The following is a 21,168-nucleotide window of genomic DNA, read 5'->3' as shown; positions in this document are numbered from 1 at the left end:
GCGTGACTAACCGATTGTCCTTTATTGCCGGCGCGGATTACCCCGGGTATGGAACGGTTCGCCGCGGTCGACGACCAGTACGACCCCGAGGACGTCGAGAACGGCGTCTTCGAGTACTGGGACGACGTCGACGCCTACGAGCAGACGAAAGCCCACCGAGAGGACGGGGAGACGTACTTCTTCGTCGACGGGCCGCCCTACACCTCCGGGGCCGCCCACATGGGGACGACGTGGAACAAGACGCTGAAGGACCTCTACATCCGCTACCTGCGGATGCGGGGCTACGACGTGACCGACCGGCCGGGCTACGACATGCACGGCCTGCCAATCGAGACCAAGGTCGAGGAGCGCCTGGACTTCGAGAACAAGAAGGACATCGAGGCCTTCGGCGAGGAGAACTTCATCGACGAGTGCAAGGCCTTCGCCGAGGAGCAACTCGAGGGCCTCCAGAGCGACTTCCAGGACTTCGGGGTCTGGATGGACTGGGACGACCCCTACAAGACAGTGAATCCGGAGTACATGGAGGCCGCCTGGTGGGGCTTCCAGCGCGCTCACGAGCGCGGCCTGGTCGAGCAGGGGATGCGCTCGATCAATCAATGTCCCCGGTGTGAGACAGCCATCGCCAACAACGAGGTCGAACGCTCGGAGGTCGGCAAGCCGTCTATCTACGTCAAGTTCCCGCTGCGCGAGGCCGACCGGCGGGAGGCCTCGGACGGAGCGAGCGACGAAGCCGCGAGCAGCGAGGCGTACCTCGTCATCTGGACCACCACGCCGTGGACCATCCCCGCCAACACCTTCGTCGCCGTCGACGGCGACGTGACCTACCAGGGCGTCCGCGCCCAGAAGGACGGCGAGGAAGAGGTGCTGTACGTCGCCGAACCGCGCGTCGAGGAGGTTCTCAAGACGGGGCGGTACGAGGACTACGAGGTCGTCGACGAAGTGACCGGCGAGGAGATGACTGGATGGAAATACGACCACCCGCTGGCCGACGAAGTCCCGGACCACGCCAGCGGCGAGGGGGCGCTGCAGGTCTACACCGCCGACTACGTCGACGCCGAGGACCAGACCGGCCTCGTCCACTCCGCACCCGGCCACGGTGAGGAGGACTTCGAGCGCGGCCAGGAACTCGGCCTCGAGATCTTCTGTCCGGTCGGCAGCGACGGCGTCTACACCGAACAGGCTGGTGCCTACGAGGGCACGTTCGTCCGGGACGCCAACGACGACGTCATCGCCGACCTCGATTCGAAGGGGTACCTGCTGGCCAGCGAGTCGGGCTACACCGTCAACGAGGGCCACTGCTGGCGCTGTGACACGGGCATCGTCCGCATCGTCACCGACCAGTGGTTCATCACGGTCACCGACATCAAAGACGAACTGCTGGCGAACATCGAGGACAGCGAGTGGTATCCGCAGTGGGCCCGGGACAACCGCTTCCGTGACTTCGTCGAGGACGCCCCCGACTGGAACGTCTCGCGCCAGCGCTACTGGGGGATTCCGATCCCCATCTGGCTTCCAGAGGACTGGTCGGGCGACATGGACGACGCTATCGTCGTCGGCGACCGCGAGGAACTCGCCGAGCGCGTCGACCAGGACGTCGACCCCGAGAGCGTCGACCTCCACAAGGGCACGGTCGACGACCTAACCATCACCGAGGACGGCACGACCTACACGCGCGTCCCCGACGTCTTCGACGTCTGGCTCGACTCGTCGGTGGCGACGTGGGGCACGCTCGACTATCCCCAGGAGGCCGAGGCGTTCGAGGAACTGTGGCCCGCCGACCTCATCATGGAGGCCCACGACCAGACCCGCGGGTGGTTCTGGTCGCAACTGGGCATGAGCACCGCCGCGATGGGCGAGATTCCCTACAAGCAGGTGTTGATGCACGGCTACGCCAACATGCCCGACGGCCGGGGGATGTCAAAGTCCAAGGGCATCCTCGTCGACCCTCACGAGGTCATCGAGAAGCACGGCCGGGACCCGATGCGGCTGTTCCTGCTCTCGGTCAGCGCCCAGGGGCAGGACATGAACTTCTCCTGGGAGGAGACTCAGGAGATGCAGCGCCGGCTCAACATCCTCTGGAACGTCGCGCGCTTCTGCCGTACATGCGCGCCGACGACTTCGACCCCGAAGCGACCACGCTCGCGGACGTCCGCGACGACCTCGAACTCGCTGACGAGTGGGTCCTCTCCCGCCTCCAGAGCGTCGAACAGGCGATGACCGAGCACATGGACGACTTCGAGAACGACAAGGCTGCCGGCGAACTGCTGGAGTTCGTCGTCGAGGACGTCTCACGGTTCTACATCCAGGTCGTCCGCGAGCGGATGTGGGAAGAGGAGGACAGCGACTCGAAACTGGCCGCCTACGCCACGCTCTACCGCGTCCTCGAGGAGGTCGCCGCCCTGTTCGCACCGTTCACGCCGTTCGTCGCCGAGGAGGTCTACGGCGCGCTCACCGGGGCGTCGGGCCATCCGACGGTCCACATGTGCGACTGGCCCGAGGCCGACGCGGACCTGCGCGACCCGCAGCTGGAGGAGGAGATCGAGGTCGTCCGCGAGGTCGAGGAGGCGGGGTCCAACGCCCGCCAGCAGGCCGAGCGCAAACTGCGCTGGCCGGTCACCCGCGTCGTCGTCGACGTCGACAGCGAGGCCGTCGCCGACGCGGTTCGTGCCCAGGAAGGTATCATCGGCGAGCGCCTCAACGCCCGCGCGGTCGAGGTCGTCGGCCCCGACGAGACGTGGGGGGAACTCCACTACTCCGCCGAGGCCGACATGAGCGAACTCGGCCCGGCCTTCGGCGACGACGCCGGCCGCGTGATGCAGGCGTTCAACGAGGCCCGCATCGACGACCCGTCGATCGATGCCCTCGAAGGTTCTGTCGAGGCGACCCTTGGCGAGCCCGTCGAGTTGACCGACGAAATGGTGACCTTCCGCCGGGAGACCCCCGACGGCGTCACCGGCACCGAGTTCAGCGCGCTGGACGGCGGCGGCGTCGTCTACGTCGACACCGCGCTCACCGAGGACATCGAGAGCGAGGGCTACGCCCGCGAGGTCATCCGCCGCGTCCAGGAGATGCGCAAGGACCTCGACCTGGAGATCGAGGCGCGCATCGCCGTCGACCTCGACGTTTCGGACGACCGCGTGGCTGACCTCGTTCGCGCCCACGAGGACCTCATCATGGAGGAGGTTCGTGCCGACGAGTTCCGTACCATCGAGGATGGTCATCGTAAGACCTGGGAAGTCGAAGAAACCGAGATGGAGATTGCCATCAGCCCGGTGTCGACGGCCGAAGCGTCGGACTGAGCGCGGCGCGAGCAGTGGTTCGACCGGGCACGTCCGGGAACAATATGTGCTGTGACCGGCACGTTTTCTGTGACTACTGTTAGGTGGTCACAGAGCGTAGGGACACCTCAGCGCTCGCTCGCGCTGACTCGTTGTGCGGAGCGACACGTCGCAGAGAGCGTCCAGGAGGAGCCAATGGCATCAGCACCAACACTCACAGACAACAAGCGGATCGCGCGACAGATTCCCGAGGCCGTCGCGACGGCGGGCGACCTCGACCTCATCGACACCATCTGCGCCGTGGATCTCGCCGACCACAGTCCGCTCGGGGAGATAGAGAGTCGGGCGGAGTTCCGTGAACAGATGGAGTCCATCCGCGGGGCGTTCAGCGACTTCTCGGCGACCGTCGACGACGTCGTCGCCGAAGGGGACACCGTAGCGATGCGCGTGACGTTACGCGGGACCCACGACGGGCCGTTCATGGGCATCGAACCGACCGGGAACGAATTCGAGGTCTCGAACATGGTCTTTACCCGCATCGAGGACGGGAAGATCGCGGAGCGGTGGGTCCTGCCGGACATGCTCGGCATGTTGCAGCAGGTGGGCGCCGTCGACATGCCCGAGCGGTAACCGACCCGGAACAGCGGTTCCGACAGCGGGCCGACCGTGGGCCTCGCTGTCCCACCTCCGACGATTCGAAACACGTTATAGAGGGTCTCTCTTTGCCCGAGACAGTGACCACCTCCCGCGAACTCTACGCCCTGTATCTCACCCGGTTCGCCAACGCCTTCGGCTTCGTGACGCTGCTGACGCTCCTGCCGACGTACATCGACCTGCTGGACCCACAGGGGTTCGTCCTGGGGATGTTCGCCACCGGACTGACGCTGGCACAGACCGGGGCCGTCGTCCCCGTCTCGTATCTCGGTGACCGGTTCGACAAGCGACTGCTCTTGCTCGGCGGCCTCGGCCTCGCCACTGTCGTCTACGGGCTCTTCCCGCTCGTGGGCTCGAGCTGGGAGTTCGTCTTCGTCCGCGGCCTCCAGGGGGTCGCGTTCACCGTCGCCAGCCTGCTCAGCCTGGCGCTGGTGGGGCAACTCGCCCGCGAGACCGAACGGGGTACAACAATCGGCACGGCGAACGCCTGGCGGTTCGCGGCGGCCATCGGCGGGTCGCTCTCGGCGGGCCTGCTGTACGACCAGTTCGGCTTCGACGCCGTCTTCGGGCTGCTCGTGGTCATCACTGCCGGCGCCTTCCTCGCCGTCTGGCGGTGGGTCGGCCCCGACGAGACCACCACCGAGGGCTTTGCCTTCGCCGACCTGGCGATGAACCGCCGCATCCTCACCATCACGAGTTTCCGCGCCCAGTACGCCGTCGCGGTGACGCTCGTCCGGACCTGGGTCCCCATCTTCGCCGGCGTCGCCGCCGCCCGGGGCGGTCTGGGATTCAACGCCGCCGTCAACGGGGCGACGGCCGTCGCCGTCGTGCTGGCCGCCGAGAAGTTCACCAACATGCTCGCCCAGCCCTACATGGGCGGCCTCTCGGACCGCTTCGGCCGCGCGCGGTTCGTCTTCGCCGGCGGCCTCTGTTACGGCGTCGTCGCGCTCGTGGTCCCCTTTACGCCCGCAATCGGAACCGCGTTGAACCTCCCCGCGACGTTCCCCTTCTTCGGGACGCTCACGGCCGCCTTCCTGCCGCTGGTGGCGCTGAACGCCCTGCTCGGCGTCGCCGACTCCATCCGCGAGCCGGCCAGCATGGCGCTCTTTGCCGACGAGGGGACCGGCAACGGCGTCGCCTCCAGCTTCGGCGTTCGGTCGCTGGTCTGGCGGCCCGGGTCGGTGCTCGCGCCGCTGGCCGGCGGCTGGCTCACGACGAACGTCGGCATGGAGTGGGTGTTCTACCTCGGCGCGGCGGCGGCGTTCACCGGTGTCGCGGCCTTCCTGGGCATCCTGACCTACCAGCACGGGCGGACCGGGCTGGCCCAGTGGTGACTACAGTTCCTCGGCGACGACCGGCGCGGCGCTGACCGCGCTCGCGGCCCGCTCCAGCGTGTCGGTGCCGACGACGGCCTCGACGCCAGCCACCGAGAGTTTCGTCAGCGCGTTGCTCGTCAGCATCGGGTGGACGCAGGTGACGTAGACGCGCTGGGCGTCCCGCTCGTTCAGCACGGCCACCGATTCGCTCATCGTCGACCCGGTGGCGATGATGTCGTCGACCAGCACGACGTCCCGGCCCTCGACCGGCGCGTCGCTCGGCCGGATCTCGATGTCGCCGGTGTCGTAGTCACGGTCCTTCTCGAAGTAGTCCGTCTCCCCCTCGCCGTAGGCGTCCCGTACCGTCACGGCGAGATCGATCGCGCCCGAATCCGGCGAGAGGAACAGGGGGTCCTCGAGCGTCTCGGGCAGCGGGTCGGCCAGCACGCTCGCGGCGTCGACGTGGGTGGCCGGCACGTCGAAGAAGTCACAGACTGCGGGTTCGTGGGGGTTGACCGTGATCACGCGGTCGGTCCCCGACGAGATGGCCCGTGCCATCGCCCGCGAGGAGACCGGTTCGCCCGTCCGGAACGCCTCGTCCTGGCGGGCATAGCCCATGTACGGCAGGACGGTGACCACCTCGCTCGCACCGGCCTCCCGGACCGCGTCCTGCAACTGCAGTACCTGGACGTGCGCGTCGCTGTTGACCGTGGAGGCGACGACGACCGCACGCTCGCCCGCCACGGTCTCGGGCACCCGGACGACGTGCTCGCCGTCGGCGAACCGGTCGTACTCCACTCGTCCCAGCCGCTCGCCGGTGGCGTCGGCCAGCGCCGCCGCGAACGCCTGTGTCTCCGCGCCGGGGATAATCATGTGCGATGGGTCTCCGGCCGGGCTAAACCACTTTTCGATTCGAGCGTTCTCCGCTGCTGTAGCCTTCGGCACCACGCCAAGAGGAACGGCCTTTAGGATCGCGTGCCAATCTCTCCCATGGACCCCGACGCGATCTTCGAACGGGCCGAGCTGCTGCACCGACCCGGCGACCCACTCCCCGGCGGCGCGGAGGGGATGACGTGGGTCGCCGTCGACCCCGAGACGGACTGTCGCGGCGTCGGCGAGTTCGAGAAGGCGGCCCGCACGAACCTCGTCTACGCGGTGCAGGCGTACCACGACGACCCGGAGTCGACCGTCCCGTTCCTGAGCGCCGGGAAGGGCCAGACCCACGAGATGCAGTGGCACGGAACCGAGCGCACGTCGCTCGCCGAGCACCTCCAGGACCGGCTCCCGTTCTGACCGCTGCGACTCGCCCGTGACCGACGTACGCCCGAGTCACTCGAGCGCCTGTGCGTAGTCGACCTGCTTGGGCTGGAAGCCGGCGTCGCGGTAGAACCGACGTGCCGCCTCGTTGCCCCACTCACAGGAGACCTTGAGGTGGTCACAGCCTCGCTCTCGGGCCAGTTCCCGCACCCGTTCGACGACGGCCGTGCCGTGGCCCCGGTTCCGATCGCCCTCGTCGATAGCGAGGTTCACGATGCGGATGTATCGCGAGTACGCTCGCGAGGGGTGGCGTCCCTCACGGAGCGTCAGGAAGCCGACGGTCTCGCCGTCGTGGACGACGAGGTAGTCGGTGGTCTCCTCGTCGTCGAGGTGCGCGCGGAAGGCGTCGGCGACGTCGCCCGTCTCGACAGGGGCGAGTTCGTTCAGGTCGGAATACGCCGTCATCGACTCCGCCAGCGCGTACCAGCGCTCGGCGAGCGCGTCGAGGTCGTCCGCCGTGGCTTCGACGAGTTCCATGCCGATGTCTCCTCGGGCCTCGCTCTTGACGGTTTACCACGTGTGTCGTTCGGTATCGTCGATCTCCGGACACGCGCCCGCGCTACACGGTCAGGACAGGGGTCTGTCTGAGTGGGTACTTGGTCAGCGTACCCACCGCGAGCACGTCGGTGGCTGTGACCGGGGCCGGGCCGCGTCTTCAGGCCACCGCGACGCCGACGACCTCGGGCACACCGAGCGCCCGCTGTCGCCACCCACCGCGCCCGTCCGCGGTCGCCTCGGGGTTCGTCTCGACGAGGAAGGTCCCGTCCTCGGTGACGGCGTAGGTGTCCGTGCCGTGGACCACGTCGACCACGCGCTCGTCGACCGGGAGCGCACACCGTTCCCACGCGCCGTCGACCAGTTCGAACAGGCCGTCGTCGGCCGCGGCGTGGACGCGCTCGCCGTCGCTGGCGACCGCCCGGTGACCTCCCGTCCGGACCTCGGTCCACGCATCGCCGTCCCGTTCGTAGAGGCCCGCCGTCGTCGCCGCGTAGCCGGGGGCCACGTCGGTCACGTCCGCGAGGCCGAGGCGGTCGAGGCTGGGCAGGGCGTAGACGCCGCCGTCGGCCCCGAGCAGGCCGTCGTCGATGGCCCGGACGTCCGCGACGGTCCCGAGCGTCGTCCACTCGCCGTCGGCGTAGCGGGCCACCCTGTCCACCCCAGCGGCCAGCAGTCCCGACCCGTCGTACCCCACGGCCGTCGCGGGCTCGAAGTCGGTGGGCGCGAACCCGTCGTCGGCCAGGACGAGCACGTCCTCGTCGGTGGCGACGGCTATCTCGCCGCTGGCGCCCGCGACGTCGCGGGCCGCACACCGTTTCGCGAGACTGAACCGGCCGACCTGGCCGCCGGCTGTCTCGACGCGGGTCACGCCCAGGCCCGAGGCGACGTAGGCGTGGGTCTCCGGGCGCTTCTCGCCGTACATGCGCTTCTCGGAGAGGGCGATGTCGTCGTCGCTCATATCGCTTCCTTGTACGCCTCCAGGGCCTCGTCGATATCCTCCTCGGTGTGGGCGTCACAGACGAACTGGGACTCGAACTGGTTGGCGGTGAGGAACACGCCCCGGTCTTTCATCGCCGGCCAGAACAGGCGCTCCCAGCGCTCGGTCTCGGCCCGCTTGATGTCCGCGCCGGTCTTCGGACAGTGCTCGAAGCGGGGACAGGCCTCGCGTTGGGTACACCCGGCCTCGCAGTGCCCCTCGAAGGTGTCAGGGGCGTCGCGGGTGAACACGAGTTTGAACATCGAGTCGGTGCCGACGACGGTGTACTCGGGGGCGCGGTCCTCGACGAGGTCCTGTAAGCCCGAGCGGATGCGCTCGCCCAGCGCGTTGACGTGGTCGTAGACGTCGTTCTCGGCGGCGTACCGAAGCGTCTCCAGCCCGGCGGCCATCGTCACCGGATGACCGGAAAAGGTGCCAGACTGGAAGACCTCGCCCGCGGGCGTGAACTGCTCGACGATCTCGCTCTTGCCGCCGATGGCGCCCACCGGGAAGCCGCCGCCGACGATCTTCCCGAACGTCGTGATGTCCGGGTCGACGTCGAACTTGCCCTGGGCACACTGGAGGCCGCCGACGCGGAAGCCCGTGATGACCTCGTCGAAGATCAGCAGCGACCCGTAGTCGTCACAGAGCTCGCGCAGCGTGTCGTGGTAGCCCTCGATCGGGTGGACGATGCCGTAGTTCCCGAGGATGGGTTCGGTGAGGACGGCGGCGATGTCCTCGCCGTGGTCCTCGAACACCTCGCGGGCGGCCTGCGGGTCGTTGAACGGTACCGTCAGCGTGTGCTCGGCGAAGCTCTCGGGGATACCCGGACTCGAAGGGGCCGTGTGGTCGCCCTCGCCCTCGACCAGCGTCGACTCCTGGGCGCCGTGGTAGCCGCCCTGCATCACGACGATCTTGTCGCGGCCGGTGTACCCGCGGGCCAGGCGCACGGCCGAGACGGTCGCCTCGGTCCCGCTGTTGACGAACCGGACCATCTCGACGCTCGGGACGTGCCGGGTGACGAACTCCGCGAGTTCGACCTCCACCTCGGTGGGCGCGCCGTACATCGGCCCCTCGGCGGCCCGTTGCTGGACGGCCGACTGGACCCGCTCGGGCAGGTCGTGACCCAGGAGGAGCGGGCCATAGCCCATCACGAAGTCGATGTAGCGGTTCCCGTCGGCGTCGACGACGTGGCCGCCGTCGCCCGACTGGACGAAGAAGGGGTACGGGCGGACGGCCCGCACTGAGGAGTTGACCCCGCCCGGCATGACCGACAGCGCCCGGTCGTACAGCGTCCGCGACTGCTCGTGGTTCATACCACGGCGTTCGACCGGTCGGAGAAAGAATCTGTTGCTCGCCGCCGGCCGGTCGGTACCCGGACACGGTGCCGTGGTAGGTCCGATTGCTCTCGGTGACGACGACGCGTACAGAACACGTGGTGCTCGTCTCGGGCCCGCTCACGCGGTGCGGCGACCCGGTGTCAGCCGCCCGATTCCTCGACCGGGAACTGCTCGTACTCACGGACGGCGTTGAGCACGACCGACGTCGACGCCGACCGTATCTCGTCGTCGGTGAGCAGGTCCTTGATGGCGGCGTTCAACGACGCGGTGTCCTCGAACTTACCGATGGCCACGATGTCGTGGCTGCCGGTCACCTCGTACACTGCGATCATGTTCGGCGTGTCTCGAAGCCGTTCTGTCACCGGCCTGAGTCCCGTGCCCTCCACCGAGAGCTGGAACACGGCGGTGACCTCGTACCCGAGCGACCCGTAGTCGACCTGGGGCGTGTACCCTTCGATGACACCGGACTCGACCAGTTCGTCCATCCGTCGTGAGACGGTCGTCGCCGCGACGCCTGTCTCGGTGGCGACGTCGCGGGCGCTGGCCCGGCCGTCCCGGAGGAGTGCGTTGACGACCTGTCTGTCGATGTCGTCGACCATCGCCCGCGCTCAGACAGCCTCTGGGCCGCTCTTGCCGGTGCGGACCTGGTAGGCGTCATCGACGGGGAGGACGAAGATCTTGCCGTCGCCTTTCTCGCCCGTGTGGGCGCCCTCGGCGATGGCCTCGACGACGTCCTCCGCGGGGATGTCCGCGACGACGGTCTCGATCTTGACCTTCTGGTGGAGGTCGACGACGTACTCCTCGCCGCGCCACTGCCCTTTCTTTGCGGGCTGTGAGCCGCGGCCCGAGACGTTCGTGACCGTCAGCGAGGGGGCGCCGACTTCGGCCAGCGCCTGTTTGACGTCGCTGAGTTTGTCCGGGCGAACCATCGCAACCACCATCTTGATCTCGGTTTCGTCAGTCATCTTTGGACCCTCCGTCCGTCCGCACGGTCTCGTTTACCATACCACCGTCGGCGACGACGCTGTCGCCGGAGCCGAACTCGGGGTAGGTCTCGACGCCGTGTTCGCTGACGTCGAGGCCCTCCTGCTCGTGTTCGGGGGTGACGCGGGACTGGCCGACCGCCTTGAGGACGTACCAGACCAGCGCGGTTGCGCCGATGGTCCAGATGCTGATGGCGGCGACGCCGATGACCTGCGCGATGAACGCGTTGAGCACCGAGTCGACCACGCCGGGCGCGGCGACGAACGGGAACAGGAGCGTCCCCAGGACGCCGGCGCTCCCGTGGACCGGGAAGACCGCACAGACGTCGTCGATCTTCAGGCGCTTCTCGACGAACTCGAAGACCATCGGGAGCTGGGCTCCGGCGAGGCCGCCGACCACGAACGCACCCCACCACGCGGTGGTGTCCGGAATCGCGGTGATGCCGACCAGGCCGGCCAGCAGGCCGTTGGCGACGTAGAGCGTGTCGACCTTACCGGTCTTGGACCAGGCGACGAGCCCGGCGCCCATCGCACCGGCGGCCATCGCGATGGTCGTCGTCATGGCGACGCGACCGACCGTCGCGAAGGCACCGAGCTCGATGCCGCCGTCGGTGAAGACGAAGACGCTCGCGGCCGTGCCGACGTTGAAGCCGTACCAGCCAAAGGCGAGGATCAGCGTCCCCAGGACGGCGAAGGTCAGCGAGTGACCGGGGATGACGTTCGCGCTGCCGTCCTCGTTGTACCGGCCCATGCGCGGACCGAGGACGTACGCTGCGGTGAGGCCGGCGATGCCGCCCATCCCGTGGACGATCATACCCCCCGCGAAGTCGTGGAAGGCGGCGCCGCCGAAGCTGATGTAGCCGCCGGCCCAGGTGATGCCGGTCACGACCGGGTAGATGACCGCGGCGAGCAGGAACGTGTAGGCCACGTACGCGCGGAGTTTCGCGCGGCCGGCCACGGCCCCGGAGACGATGGTAGCCGCCGTCATCGCGAAGACGGCACCGAACAGCCAGCCGACCCAGTCGTTCGGGTTCTCGGCGACGAAGGCCGGCGAGAAGCCGCCCCCGCCGACGAGCGACGAGATGCCAGCCCCGATGACGAAGAACACCGACACCCCGACCGACCAGGTCAGGAGGTTCTTCGTGAGCTGGTTTGCGACGTTCTTCGAGCGCACCTGACCGGCCTCGAGCATCGCGAAGCCAGCGTGCATGAAGAAGATCAGGAACGTTACGACGAGTACCCACAGGAGGTTGACCCCCGTGACTATCGTTTCGAGCGTTTCCGGCGTTGCTTGGAGTGGTGATAGTACCATTGTTTGTTTCGGTTTCCGTTTTTATTGCGTTTGAATGTCCAACTTTATCGTCTCGAGTGCCAACTTCGTCAAGTCGTTCACGGAAAAATCTCTCCACCGTTCCCTACATAAAGATTTGCTTTAGAGACTCGCCGATTGGGGGGTGTTCGGTAGACGACTGTCCAAATTAGGGTATGATATTATGGATATAAGGTTGTTCTCCGTCAAGAAAGACCGCACCTGACCACCCGGATTTTGGACGAACGTCGACCGCGTATTCCCGCGCTGTGGGTCGCGAGGGCCGATTTCGCTCGCGCGCACCCCCGACCGGCAAGATTGTCGCTGCCGGCAGAATTATGGGGGCGGCTGTAATTCGATAAACTGATCGGAATGGGTCGAGAAATGAAAACTTCATGTAGTATATTCCCTATATCGAACCACTTGTTGGGCAAAATTGCCGAAAATACGGAAAAATGACGATACAAAACTCCGGGACGAAGCGGGCGCCGGACGGGTCCGCAACCGACGAGCGAACCGTCGCGAACGCACAGGGAGCGCTTGAGGTCGTCCAGGTCGCCGCGAACGACGTCGACGACCAGCTCGCGGCCATCGACGACCGGGCGAGCGCGCAGGCGTCGGACGCGCAGTGGGTCGTCGAGGAGATGTCGGCGCTCTCGGCGACCATCGAAGAGATCGCCGCCACGACCGCCGAGGTCAGCGAGCAGAGCGACCGGGCGGCTGCCGAGGCAAGCGAGGGACGTGCGGCCGCCCGTGGGGCCATCGAGACGATGGACGAGGTCCGCGAGGTCGGCGAGGCGGTTCTCTCCGAGGTCGACGCGCTGCGCGACCGAATCGACCGCATCGCAGCGGCGCTCGGGGGCATCGACCGCATCGCCGACCAGACGAACATGCTGGCGCTGAACGCCTCTATCGAGGCCGCACGCGCCGGCGGCGAGAGCGACGGGTTCGCGGTCGTCGCCGACGAGATAAAACAACTCGCCGAGGAGTCACAGGCCCAGGCCGACGACATCGACACCGCGCTGTCGGCTGTCCGGACGGCGACCGAAGACACCGTCGAGCAACTGGAGGCCGCCGTCGCCGCCATCGACGACGGGGCCGATCAGGTCGAGACCGCCATGACGAGTCTGGACAGCCTCGCCGACACCGTCGCCGAGACCGCCGACGGCGTCACGTCGGTCTCGGACGCGACCGACGAACAGGCGAGCACCAGCGAGGCCGTCGCGGAGCGCTGCGAGACGCTCGCCCAGCGGGCGACCGCAATCGAGGGGGATCTCTCGCGCATCCGCTCGGCCCGGACCGAACAGACCGCGATGTTCGGTGAGATAGACGACGTGCTCGCGGCGGCCGACGCCGACCGCCGCGACCGACTGGCCGACGCCGACCGCCGCGACCGACTGGCCGACGCCCCGACGCTCGGCACCGGTATCGACGGCCTCGATGACCTCTGTGGCGGCGGCCTCGTCGTCGGCGGCCAGGCCGTCGTCCGCTACACCGAGAGCGCCCCGGTCGACGCGTTCCTCGCACAGGTGTGTGCGAACGCGGTTGCGACCGGTCGGGCCGTCTCGCTGACGCCGACGCCGACCCTCGAGCGCGAGACGCTCGCGGCGGCCTTCGACGCGGCGGACGTCGGCCTCGACCGAGCGCTGGCGACGGACCGACTGTTCGTCCTCGACGCCTTCGACGCCTGGGACCACGGTCGGAACGTCTTCGACCTGGGACGGACCTCGCTGTCGGCGGCCAACGAGACGACCGCCGAGCGGCGTGACGCCCCCCTGCTGGTGGTCGGCAACGTCGCCGGCGAGGTCGCGACCGTCGGCGAACAGGCCGCCCGCGAGGCGCGCTACGAGAACGACGACGGCGTCTTCGAACCCGCCGACACCGTCCTGAACGTCGTCGCCGACGGCGAAGTCCCGGAGACGCTGGCGGTCTTTTACGCCGGCGCGGCCGACCAGGACCTCCTGCTCGGGACGAACGAAGAAGGGCCGTACGTGGCGGTTCGGGCGTCACCGTCGGGCCGGCCCGGTGTCGAGCGGCCGGTGACGGTCCGCCAGCGGCCGCCGTTCCTCCGCGTGGGTCCCCACTAATGTTCGGCCTCGACGAGGTCGGTCGCGTGACGTTCGCGACCGAGGCGTTCGCGTCGGAGCTCTCGCGCCGACCCGAATCGGTCCGGGGGGCCACACTCGAGTCGCTCCTCACGGCGGCGGACGCGCGGCGGGTCCAGACGGCCGCCGAGGCCGTCCGCGGGAGCGACGAGGGGGCCACGCGCCGGTGTCACGTCGCCGTCGTCGACGACGGCGAACACGTCCCCGCGACGGTCGAACTCACGGCATCCGGTGGCGACCGCGTGGTGGGCAGCGTCCACGTCTCCTCGCCCAACGAGCGGTTCCGCAACCTGTTCGACCTGATCCACGACGCCGTCGTCCGGTTCGAGATGATCGATACGGAGCCGGTCGTCCGGGCCGTCAACCCCGCCTTCGAGGAGACGTTCGGCTACGGCGCCACAGAGGTCGTCGGCGAGTCGCTCAACGACTTCATCGTCCCCGCGGGCCAGGCAAGCGAGGCGGCGGACTTAGACGAACGGACCGCCCGGGGCAAGGTCAACTACGCCACCGTCTCGCGCGAGACGGCCGACGGCCCCCGAGAGTTCATCTACCGGGGCCTGCCCTACGAGACCGACGACGGCCGGCGGTTCGGCTTCGCCATCTACACCGACGTCACCGAGAGCCGGCGGCGGAAACGCCAGTTGCACGTCCTCCACCGCGTGTTGCGCCACAACCTCCGGAACGAGCTCTCCGTGGTGTTCGGGATGGCCGAGCACGCACAGCGGACGGCCGCCGACCCGGACGTCGGCGCGGCCCTCGACAGGATCCTCGCGGCGGCGGACCGCCTCGCCTCCGTCAGCGAACAGGCCCGCGAGGTCGAGACCGCGCTGGACGGCGTCTCGAACCGGCCCGTCGACGCGGCGGCGCTTTCCCGGATGGTCGCCGACGACTACCGCGACGACGCGCCGGTCGAGACGGCCATCCCGGACACGGCGCCGGTCACGGGAAGTACGACCCTCTACACCGCGCTCGACAACCTCGTCGAGAACGCCGTCGAGCACACGCCGCCGGGGACGCCCGTTCGGATCGGCGTCGACGTCGCCGGCGAGGAGACGGTCATCCGCGTCGCGGACGCCGGCGACGGCATCCCGGCCATTGAGCGGGCCGCCGTCTTCGATGACGCCGACATCACCTCGCTGCAACACGGGAGCGGACTGGGCATCTGGCTGGCCCGCTGGGTCGCCGAGACGGCCGGCGGCGACATACGGTACGACCGCAGCGACGGCTGGACGACCGTCTCGCTGGGACTGCGCACCTCCGAGGCTGACGACGTGTTCGTCCCGGACGTCGAGCGGTCGGCCGCGGGCGCCCGGTCTGCCGAGCAGTGACCCCGCTCAGAGGCGGTCGGCGACGTCCTCGGCGAAGTAGGTGAGAATCAGGTCGGCGCCGGCCCGCTTTATCGAGAGCAGCGACTCGTAGGCCACCGCCTCCAAGTTCAGCCACCCCTTCTCGGCGGCGGCGTGCAACATCGCGTACTCCCCGGAGACGTTGTAGGCGGCGACGGGGTGGTCGTGGTCCTCGCGGACCTGCCGGACGACATCGAGGTACGGCAGCGCCGGCTTGACCATCAGCACGTCCGCGCCCTGCTCGACGTCCAAGTCGACCTCCCGGCGGGCCTCGCGTGCGTTCGCCGGATCCATCTGGTAGTGGCGACGGTCGCCGAAGGCCGGCGCGCCGTCCGCCGCGTCGCGGAAGGGCCCGTAGAACGCCGACTCGTACTTCGCGGCGTAGCTCATGATGGGGACGTCGGTGAAGCCGTCGCCGTCGAGCGACTCGCGGATGGCGCCGACCATCCCGTCCATCATGCCCGAGGGCGCGACCATGTCGGCGCCGGCGCGCGCGTGACTCGCGGCGGTCCGACCCAGCAGTTCGAGGGTCTCGTCGTTCCGGACGGTGAGCCGGGGGTCCGACTCGGCGTCGGCCTCGAGGACGCCGCAGTGGCCGTGGTCGGTGTACTCACAGAGACAGACGTCGGTGACGACGTAGGCGTCCGTCTCGGCGGTGATGCGCCGCGTGGCCTCCTGGACGACGCCGTCCTCGGCCCAGGCGCGACTGCCCTCCGGGTCCTTGGACTCGGGGACGCCAAAGAGGATGACCGCCTCGACGCCCGTCTCGCGGATCTCCTCGACGCGGGCGACGGCCTCCTCGACCGGCACCCGCTCGTGGCCCGGCATCGTCTCGATGGGCACCCGCTCGTCGGTCGTCGCGTCGACGAAGACCGGGGCGATGAGGTCCGACGCCGCCAGGTCGGTCTCGCGTACCAGCGGTCGCACGCCGTCGCGGCGCAGGCGGCGCGGTCGCCGTGACATGTCCATACGGGTGGTGTGGGTACTCGCCCCAATCAAGGCTCCGCTCTCCCAGCCCGATGCAGAAAACATATAGCCGCGTTGGACGGTTTGACGAACGAATGGCCACCGACGCCTCCGAGGCCACGGCCCGCGGCCCGATCCGGACCTTCGCCGAGGACTACGGCCTGCTCGTGGTCGCCGGCCTGTTCGCGGTGCTCGGGGTCGCCGGCGTCGGTCTGTACGTCTTCGGTGACACCGCGTACGCCCGGACGTTGCTGGACCGCTACGGGCTGGCCGCGCTCTTTTTCGTCTTCGTCCTCGAGGGCGCGATGCTGCTGTACTTCGCCCAGCGAGGCGCTCGTCCCGGCGGCCGTCGCCGTGCTCGCGCGGACGGCCGGCGGCTACGACCTACCCGTCGTCGCCGCCATCCTCGGCGTGGCCGTCGCCGGCGCGACCATCGGACAGACCTGCCTGTTCCTGCTGGCGAAACGCGGCGGGCGCGAGTGGTTGCTCGCGCGGCCCTGGTTCCGCGTCGACGAGGACCGTCTGGACCGCTTCGGACACATGTTCGACCGTTTCGGCGTGCTCGCCCTGCCGCTCTCGAACACGCTGCTGTTTACGCGCGGCATGTTGACAGTCCCGGCCGGCGTCGCCGGGATGTCGACCCGGCGGTTCGTCGCGCTGTCTGCGCTCGGGACCCTGTCGTTCGAGCTCCTGCTGGCCGGCGCGGCGATGGGCGTCCTGGAACTGCTCTGACTACTCACCGTCGACCGTCTCGATGCGCTCCCGGAGCCACCCTGCCGCCTCGGTCACGAGGTCGGCGTCCTCGCCCGTGACCTTCACTCGACCGGGCGTGTCCCCGTTCCGGGGGTACGAGCCGACGGCGACGCCGAAGCGCTCGCGTGCCTCCGTGATGGTCGCGACGACGGCGCCCTCGGGGGCCGGTGTGTGGATGGTCTCGGTCGTCCGGTCGCCGCCGAAGTCCCCGGCGACGGTCGCGAACATCGCCTTCAGCTCCTCGGGGATGCCCGGCATGACGTAGACGCCGTCGACGACACAGCCGGCGGCGAAACTCTCCTCGGTGAGCAGTGGCTCGCCGCCCTCGGGGATCGCGGCCCACGCGTCCAGGTCGAGGTCGAGCTCGTAGCGGTCGACCACGTCGGGATTCTCGTCGGCGAAGCGCTCGGCCTTGGCCACGAGGTGCGCCCGGACGTCCTCGGGGACGACGAGGTCGCGGTCGAACGCGGCCGCGACGCCGGCTTTCGTCACGTCGTCGGGCGTCCCGCCGATGCCACCGGTGACGACGACGGCGTCGAAGGCTCCGTGGAACCGGCGGACGGACTCGGCGATGACCGCCTCGTCGTCCGGGACGGTGAGGATCCGCGGGACGGTCACGCCGGCCGCCGAGAGGCGCCGGGCGAGCCACGTCGCGTTCGTGTTCTCGGTGTCGCCGGACAGCAGTTCGTCGCCGACGGTGAGCAGCGCGACTTCCATACCCCGGGGAGATGGGTCGGCGAGATAAGGGTTGCCCGACTCAGGCGTCGACGGCCTCGGCGAGCAGTTCGGTCAGCCCGACGATTTCGAGGTCGTCCTCGTAGCCGCCGGTCTTGCGGCCGTCCTCGTACATCGTCATGCACATCGGGCAGGCGACGACGAACCTCTCGACCGGGGCGTCGGTGTCCTCCAGCGCCTCGCGCAGGCGCTCCTCGCTCGGCTTCGTGTCCTCTTCGAAGTCCATCCAGAGGCCGCCACCGCCTCCGCCACAGCAGAAGGAGTCGGCGCGGTTGCGCGGCATCTCGTGGAGGTCGGCACCCGTCGCCCGGACGAGGTCACGCGGGGCGTCGAAGACGTCGTTGTACCGGCCGAGGTGACAGGGGTCGTGGTAGGTCACGGTGTAGTCGAGTTCGTCGCCTCGAAGACCCAGCGCGCCCGACGCGGCGAGGTCGGCGACGACCTGCGTGTAGTGGTAGACGTCCCCGCTGTCCCACTCGCAGGCCTCGAACTCGGGGTACTCGTTCGTGAAGGTGTTGTAGGAGTGGGGGTCGGTACAGACGATGGCCTCGAACTCGCAGTCCCCGACGGCGGCGGCGTTGTCCTCGACGAGCATCTCGTAGAGGCCCTCCTCGCCGACGCGGCGGACGTCGTTGCCGTCGGTCTGTTCGTCCTCGTAGAGGATGCCGTAGTCGACGCCGGCGGCCTCGAAGACGCGTGCGAGGGCACGGGCGACGCGCTGGTTGCGCTCGTCGTAACTCGGGTAGTCGCCGACGTACCAGAGGTACTCGACGGGCTCCTCGCGGGCGTCGGGTACCTCGAAGTCCAGGTTGTCGGTCCAGTCGGGGCGCTTGCGCCCGGGGTCGCCGAAGGTGTTGCCGTGCTGGAAGACGTTCATCATCGCGTCCTGGACGTGCTCGTCCATCTCGCCCGACTCGGTGAGCCGGCGGTTCATCTCGGTGAATTGCGTGACGTGCTCGATGTCGACCGGGCAGGCGTCCATGCAGGCCATGCAGGACATACAGGACTCCATCGTCCGGGCGTCGATGACTGAGGTCCCGCCGTCGGCGATGATGGGGACCGACTCGGCGCCGGCGTCGACGTCCTCGCGGTAGCGTTTCAGGTCGAGGATGACGTCCCGGGGGTCAAGCGGCCGGCCCGATGCCTTCGCGGGACAGACCGACGAACAGCGGCCACACTTCGTGCAGGCGTCGTGGTCGAGCAACTGCTTCCACGAGAAGTCGTCGATCTCGCTTGGACCGATGTCCTCGGGCGCGGCGTCCTCGGGGACGCCCGGGAGGCGGACGCCGGCCTGTTCGTCGCGGGTCACGAGGTTCGCGAAGGAGGAGAGCATGTGGAACGGCTTGGCGTAGGGGATCCAGGCGACGAACCACAGCGCGACGAGCGCGTGGCTCCACCAGACGGCGGGGTACGCCGCCGTGGCCATCTGTGGGGTGACGCCGACGGCCGCGAATGCTTCTGCGATCGACCAGCCGACGAAGCTCACCGTCTCGAAGCTGACGTCCCGGACCGCCGAGGTCCCCAGGATGCGCAGGCCCTCGGTGAGGTAGCCGCCGACGCCCAGCACGAACAGCGCGCCGAGAAAGAGACCGTCCTCGCGGGAGGTGTGGCGGCCGTGCAGCCGGTCCAGCTCCCGGCCGTAGCGGCGCCACAGCGCGACGCCGACGCCGACGACGAAAAGCAACCCCATCGCGTCCATCACGAACGAGTAGGAGAGGTAGAAGTCCCCGACGAAGAAGGACCCGCCGGTCAGCGGCCGGTAGAGGTCCATGTCGATGCCCAGTATCGTCGTGCCGACGAGAAGCGTCAGGAAGCCCCAGACGATGAACGCGTGCATCACGCCGGCGACGATGTCCCGGTCCAGCTGCTTGCGGTTCGACAGTGCGAGGCGGGCGGCCGCGAACGTCCGCCCCGGCAGATCGTCGAGGCGCTCGAACGGGTCCTCGCTCCCGCGCGTGTACCGGCGGACGCGCTCGTAAGTCCCGTAGAGGAACACCAGGAGGGCGACGGCCGCCAGGTAGTAGAAGACGGCCTTGCCGACGTCCCCGATGCGCCAGAACGTCGGCCGCGTGACCGTCTGGAGCACGACTGACATGTGTTATCACGTGAGAGGCTCGGGCTTAAACCTTGCCACGGTCCCGCGCCGTCCGGCGGGAATCTTGTCACTGTTGAGAGTTTACCCGACATTACGTCGGATAGCCGACAACTATATACGTACGGACCCGGTTCTGTCCGGTCCGATGGACGAGAAGACCGAATCACTCCGTGACCTCTTCATCGACGTCGCCGGCGAGGACTCGGTCACGGAATCACAGGACGCGGGTCGCGGGTCGCTGACCGACATCGACGAGGCGGCCGTCGACGAGCGGCTGGGGGACGTCGTCGCCCGGATGCGCGACCGCTACGAGTTCCACACAGACCTCGGCGACGAGTCGCTCGTGGCGCTCGTCAGAGCCGTCTACGAGGGCCGGGAGGACGACGACATCGCGGCCGACCTCGACGTCTCGGCCGCGGCGGTCCGCGAGGCCCGCCTCGACCTCCACCTCGTCCGCGAGACCGATACCGACGCCCCGTTCGACGTCGCGCAGTTCCGCCGCCGGGTCGGCGAGGGCGCCGACGACGCCGACCTGGCCGACGCCTTCGACACGGACGGGGCGACGGTTGCCCGCTACCGCCGCGTCGTCGAGGCACAGACGGCCGCGCGCCGGGTCAGCCACCGCTTCCAGAGCGAGTTCGAGGACGTGCTGACCGACGCCGGCCTCGCGACACAGCACACCGCGGCGGTCCGCGACGACGGCCTCGACGAGGCCACCGAGGACATCGACTCGCTCGATTCCGACGCGGACGTCTCGATGTGACTCCTGCCGGCGAACGTTTTTGAACCAGGACGGGCCCACCCGTTCCCATGCCGCCACACACCTTCCGGGACCTGGAGACGGCCGCCTACTGCCCGCGGAAGCTCTACTACCGACGGCGGGACGGGCCGCCGGACGTCCCCGACGAGGTGGGCCGGGTCAGGGACCTCGCGTTCGACTACGAGCGCCTGCTCGCCGACGACGCGGCGCTGCTTGCCGCCCCGCTCGAGGTGGGGCCCGACACCTTCCGCGAGCGGGTCCGGGCCGCGCGCGACCGCCTCGACCACTGGGACCGCCTCGTCGACCCGGCCGGCCGCGACGTCTGCCTCTCGGGGAAAGACGCTCGCGGCGTCGCACACAAGGTGCTCGCGCCACCTGAGGACGGCCCGCGGCCGTCGCTGGCGTTCGCCGGCGCGCCGCCCGACCAGGGGGTTTGGGAGCCCCAGAGCGTCCGCCTGGTCGCGGCCGCGAAGGCGCTCGCCTGGGAGCACGGCTGTACGGTCGAGCGGGCCTACGCCGAGTACCCGGCCTACGGGACGATACGGCGCGTCGACCTCTCGGCCCGCCGGACCGGCCGGTACCGCCGCGCCGTCCGGACCGCGGACAGCGTCGACGGGCCGCCGGGCCGGGTGGGGAACGACGCGAAGTGTACGCCTTGTGACTACCGTCAGGACTGCGGGGTGCGGACCCGGTCGCTGCGCTCGATACTGTGAGCTGGACGTGGGCCACCACGGTGT

General features: G+C 68.9%; 17 protein-coding genes and 2 pseudogenes. 9 read left to right on the top strand and 10 right to left on the bottom strand.

All coding sequences use genetic code 11. From position 1 onward, the window contains the following. The first annotated feature begins 48 nt into the window (after positions 1 to 48). The 3 genes and pseudogenes from ileS to P1N55_RS11470 all read left to right on the top strand — a co-directional run bounded on the left by ileS (position 49) and on the right by P1N55_RS11470 (position 5,266). A pseudogene (gene ileS, locus P1N55_RS11480) lies at positions 49 to 3,299 on the top strand (isoleucine--tRNA ligase). A gap of 174 nt (positions 3,300 to 3,473) precedes the next feature. Further along, positions 3,474 to 3,908: an ester cyclase gene (locus P1N55_RS11475; RefSeq protein ID WP_276275734.1), complete on the top strand. Its 435-nt coding sequence runs from the start codon at positions 3,474 to 3,476 to the stop codon at positions 3,906 to 3,908. 104 nt (positions 3,909 to 4,012) lie between these two features. Continuing rightward, the gene (locus P1N55_RS11470; RefSeq protein WP_276275733.1) at positions 4,013 to 5,266 is read left to right on the top strand and encodes an MFS transporter; all 1,254 of its coding nucleotides are present in this window, start codon (positions 4,013 to 4,015) and stop codon (positions 5,264 to 5,266) included. Here the strand turns inward: P1N55_RS11470 and prs are convergent, their stop codons facing one another. Then, the gene (gene prs / locus P1N55_RS11465) at positions 5,267 to 6,121 is read right to left on the bottom strand and encodes a ribose-phosphate diphosphokinase (RefSeq protein ID WP_276275732.1); all 855 of its coding nucleotides are present in this window, start codon (positions 6,119 to 6,121) and stop codon (positions 5,267 to 5,269) included. It abuts the gene before it with no gap. A gap of 117 nt (positions 6,122 to 6,238) precedes the next feature. Between prs and P1N55_RS11460 the strand changes: the two genes are divergently transcribed. Beyond that, a complete protein-coding gene (locus P1N55_RS11460; protein WP_276275731.1) occupies positions 6,239 to 6,541 on the top strand; it encodes a hypothetical protein in 303 nt (100 codons plus the stop codon). A 36-nt stretch (positions 6,542 to 6,577) separates the two neighbouring features. Here the strand turns inward: P1N55_RS11460 and P1N55_RS11455 are convergent, their stop codons facing one another. From P1N55_RS11455 to P1N55_RS11430, 6 genes are all read right to left on the bottom strand, one after another. Beyond that, a complete protein-coding gene (locus P1N55_RS11455) occupies positions 6,578 to 7,042 on the bottom strand; it encodes a GNAT family N-acetyltransferase (RefSeq protein WP_276275730.1) in 465 nt (154 codons plus the stop codon). A 178-nt stretch (positions 7,043 to 7,220) separates the two neighbouring features. Next, positions 7,221 to 8,021 carry an HVO_0234 family beta-propeller protein gene (locus tag P1N55_RS11450; protein ID WP_276275729.1) on the bottom strand — a complete coding sequence of 267 codons (801 nt, stop codon included), beginning with the start codon at positions 8,019 to 8,021 and terminating at the stop codon, positions 7,221 to 7,223. Continuing rightward, positions 8,018 to 9,355, bottom strand: coding sequence for a glutamate-1-semialdehyde 2,1-aminomutase (gene hemL / locus P1N55_RS11445; RefSeq protein ID WP_276275728.1), 1,338 nt, complete (start codon positions 9,353 to 9,355; stop codon positions 8,018 to 8,020). The genes P1N55_RS11450 and hemL overlap by 4 nt, the downstream gene beginning before the upstream one ends. A 164-nt stretch (positions 9,356 to 9,519) precedes the next feature. Beyond that, positions 9,520 to 9,978, bottom strand: a complete 459-nt coding sequence (lrp, locus tag P1N55_RS11440; protein WP_276275727.1) for an HTH-type transcriptional regulator Lrp — start codon at positions 9,976 to 9,978, stop codon at positions 9,520 to 9,522. A 9-nt stretch (positions 9,979 to 9,987) separates the two neighbouring features. Next, positions 9,988 to 10,344 carry a P-II family nitrogen regulator gene (locus P1N55_RS11435; RefSeq protein WP_276275726.1) on the bottom strand — a complete coding sequence of 119 codons (357 nt, stop codon included), beginning with the start codon at positions 10,342 to 10,344 and terminating at the stop codon, positions 9,988 to 9,990. Further along, the gene (locus P1N55_RS11430) at positions 10,337 to 11,572 is read right to left on the bottom strand and encodes an ammonium transporter (protein WP_346430033.1); all 1,236 of its coding nucleotides are present in this window, start codon (positions 11,570 to 11,572) and stop codon (positions 10,337 to 10,339) included. The genes P1N55_RS11435 and P1N55_RS11430 overlap by 8 nt, the downstream gene beginning before the upstream one ends. A gap of 554 nt (positions 11,573 to 12,126) precedes the next feature. Here P1N55_RS11430 and P1N55_RS11425 point away from each other — a divergent pair. Both P1N55_RS11425 and P1N55_RS11420 read left to right on the top strand, forming a co-directional pair. Next, entirely contained in the window at positions 12,127 to 13,758 is a 1,632-nt protein-coding gene (locus P1N55_RS11425; protein ID WP_276275724.1) for a methyl-accepting chemotaxis protein, read from the top strand. Then, complete coding sequence (locus P1N55_RS11420; protein WP_276275723.1) at positions 13,758 to 15,104, top strand: PAS domain-containing sensor histidine kinase; 1,347 nt, start codon at positions 13,758 to 13,760, stop codon at positions 15,102 to 15,104. Before P1N55_RS11425 ends, P1N55_RS11420 begins: the two co-directional genes overlap by 1 nt. Positions 15,105 to 15,110: 6 nt before the next feature. On the opposite strand, the gene hemB is transcribed toward P1N55_RS11420, so the two are convergent. Further along, positions 15,111 to 16,091 (bottom strand): porphobilinogen synthase, encoded by a 981-nt coding sequence (gene hemB, locus P1N55_RS11415; RefSeq protein ID WP_276275722.1) that lies wholly within the window; start codon positions 16,089 to 16,091, stop codon positions 15,111 to 15,113. A gap of 92 nt (positions 16,092 to 16,183) precedes the next feature. Here hemB and P1N55_RS11410 point away from each other — a divergent pair. Continuing rightward, positions 16,184 to 16,820, top strand: a pseudogene (locus P1N55_RS11410) (DedA family protein). On the opposite strand, the gene P1N55_RS11405 reads toward P1N55_RS11410, so the two are convergent. Both P1N55_RS11405 and P1N55_RS11400 read right to left on the bottom strand, forming a co-directional pair. Next, the gene (locus tag P1N55_RS11405) at positions 16,821 to 17,558 is read right to left on the bottom strand and encodes a competence/damage-inducible protein A (protein WP_276275721.1); all 738 of its coding nucleotides are present in this window, start codon (positions 17,556 to 17,558) and stop codon (positions 16,821 to 16,823) included. Between the two features lie 40 nt (positions 17,559 to 17,598). After that, positions 17,599 to 19,671, bottom strand: coding sequence for a (Fe-S)-binding protein (locus P1N55_RS11400; RefSeq protein WP_276275720.1), 2,073 nt, complete (start codon positions 19,669 to 19,671; stop codon positions 17,599 to 17,601). 145 nt (positions 19,672 to 19,816) lie between these two features. Here P1N55_RS11400 and P1N55_RS11395 point away from each other — a divergent pair, with 145 nt between their 5' ends. After that, complete coding sequence (locus P1N55_RS11395; RefSeq protein ID WP_276275719.1) at positions 19,817 to 20,434, top strand: conditioned medium-induced protein 4; 618 nt, start codon at positions 19,817 to 19,819, stop codon at positions 20,432 to 20,434. A 47-nt stretch (positions 20,435 to 20,481) separates the two neighbouring features. After that, positions 20,482 to 21,144, top strand: coding sequence for a CRISPR-associated protein Cas4 (locus P1N55_RS11390; protein ID WP_276275718.1), 663 nt, complete (start codon positions 20,482 to 20,484; stop codon positions 21,142 to 21,144). Positions 21,145 to 21,168: the final 24 nt, after the last annotated feature.

The organism is Haloarcula regularis, from assembly GCF_029338315.1.
Taxonomy (GTDB): domain Archaea; phylum Halobacteriota; class Halobacteria; order Halobacteriales; family Haloarculaceae; genus Haloarcula; species Haloarcula regularis.
This window is presented reverse-complemented; position numbering and strand designations above follow the sequence as displayed.

What these genes read in the sequence shown, in the direction of transcription:
- P1N55_RS11475 (WP_276275734.1), top strand. Translation starts at nt 3,474, where the DNA reads ATGGCATCAGCACCAACACTCACAGACAACAAGCGGATCGCGCGACAG.
- prs (WP_276275732.1), bottom strand. Translation starts at nt 6,121, where the DNA reads ATGATTATCCCCGGCGCGGAGACACAGGCGTTCGCGGCGGCGCTGGCC.
- P1N55_RS11460 (WP_276275731.1), top strand. Translation starts at nt 6,239, where the DNA reads ATGGACCCCGACGCGATCTTCGAACGGGCCGAGCTGCTGCACCGACCC.
- P1N55_RS11455 (WP_276275730.1), bottom strand. Translation starts at nt 7,042, where the DNA reads ATGGAACTCGTCGAAGCCACGGCGGACGACCTCGACGCGCTCGCCGAG.
- P1N55_RS11450 (WP_276275729.1), bottom strand. Translation starts at nt 8,021, where the DNA reads ATGAGCGACGACGACATCGCCCTCTCCGAGAAGCGCATGTACGGCGAG.
- hemL (WP_276275728.1), bottom strand. Translation starts at nt 9,355, where the DNA reads ATGAACCACGAGCAGTCGCGGACGCTGTACGACCGGGCGCTGTCGGTC.
- lrp (WP_276275727.1), bottom strand. Translation starts at nt 9,978, where the DNA reads ATGGTCGACGACATCGACAGACAGGTCGTCAACGCACTCCTCCGGGAC.
- P1N55_RS11435 (WP_276275726.1), bottom strand. Translation starts at nt 10,344, where the DNA reads ATGACTGACGAAACCGAGATCAAGATGGTGGTTGCGATGGTTCGCCCG.
- P1N55_RS11430 (WP_346430033.1), bottom strand. Translation starts at nt 11,572, where the DNA reads ATGCACGCTGGCTTCGCGATGCTCGAGGCCGGTCAGGTGCGCTCGAAG.
- P1N55_RS11425 (WP_276275724.1), top strand. Translation starts at nt 12,127, where the DNA reads ATGACGATACAAAACTCCGGGACGAAGCGGGCGCCGGACGGGTCCGCA.
- P1N55_RS11420 (WP_276275723.1), top strand. Translation starts at nt 13,758, where the DNA reads ATGTTCGGCCTCGACGAGGTCGGTCGCGTGACGTTCGCGACCGAGGCG.
- hemB (WP_276275722.1), bottom strand. Translation starts at nt 16,091, where the DNA reads ATGGACATGTCACGGCGACCGCGCCGCCTGCGCCGCGACGGCGTGCGA.
- P1N55_RS11405 (WP_276275721.1), bottom strand. Translation starts at nt 17,558, where the DNA reads ATGGAAGTCGCGCTGCTCACCGTCGGCGACGAACTGCTGTCCGGCGAC.
- P1N55_RS11400 (WP_276275720.1), bottom strand. Translation starts at nt 19,671, where the DNA reads ATGTCAGTCGTGCTCCAGACGGTCACGCGGCCGACGTTCTGGCGCATC.
- P1N55_RS11395 (WP_276275719.1), top strand. Translation starts at nt 19,817, where the DNA reads ATGGACGAGAAGACCGAATCACTCCGTGACCTCTTCATCGACGTCGCC.
- P1N55_RS11390 (WP_276275718.1), top strand. Translation starts at nt 20,482, where the DNA reads ATGCCGCCACACACCTTCCGGGACCTGGAGACGGCCGCCTACTGCCCG.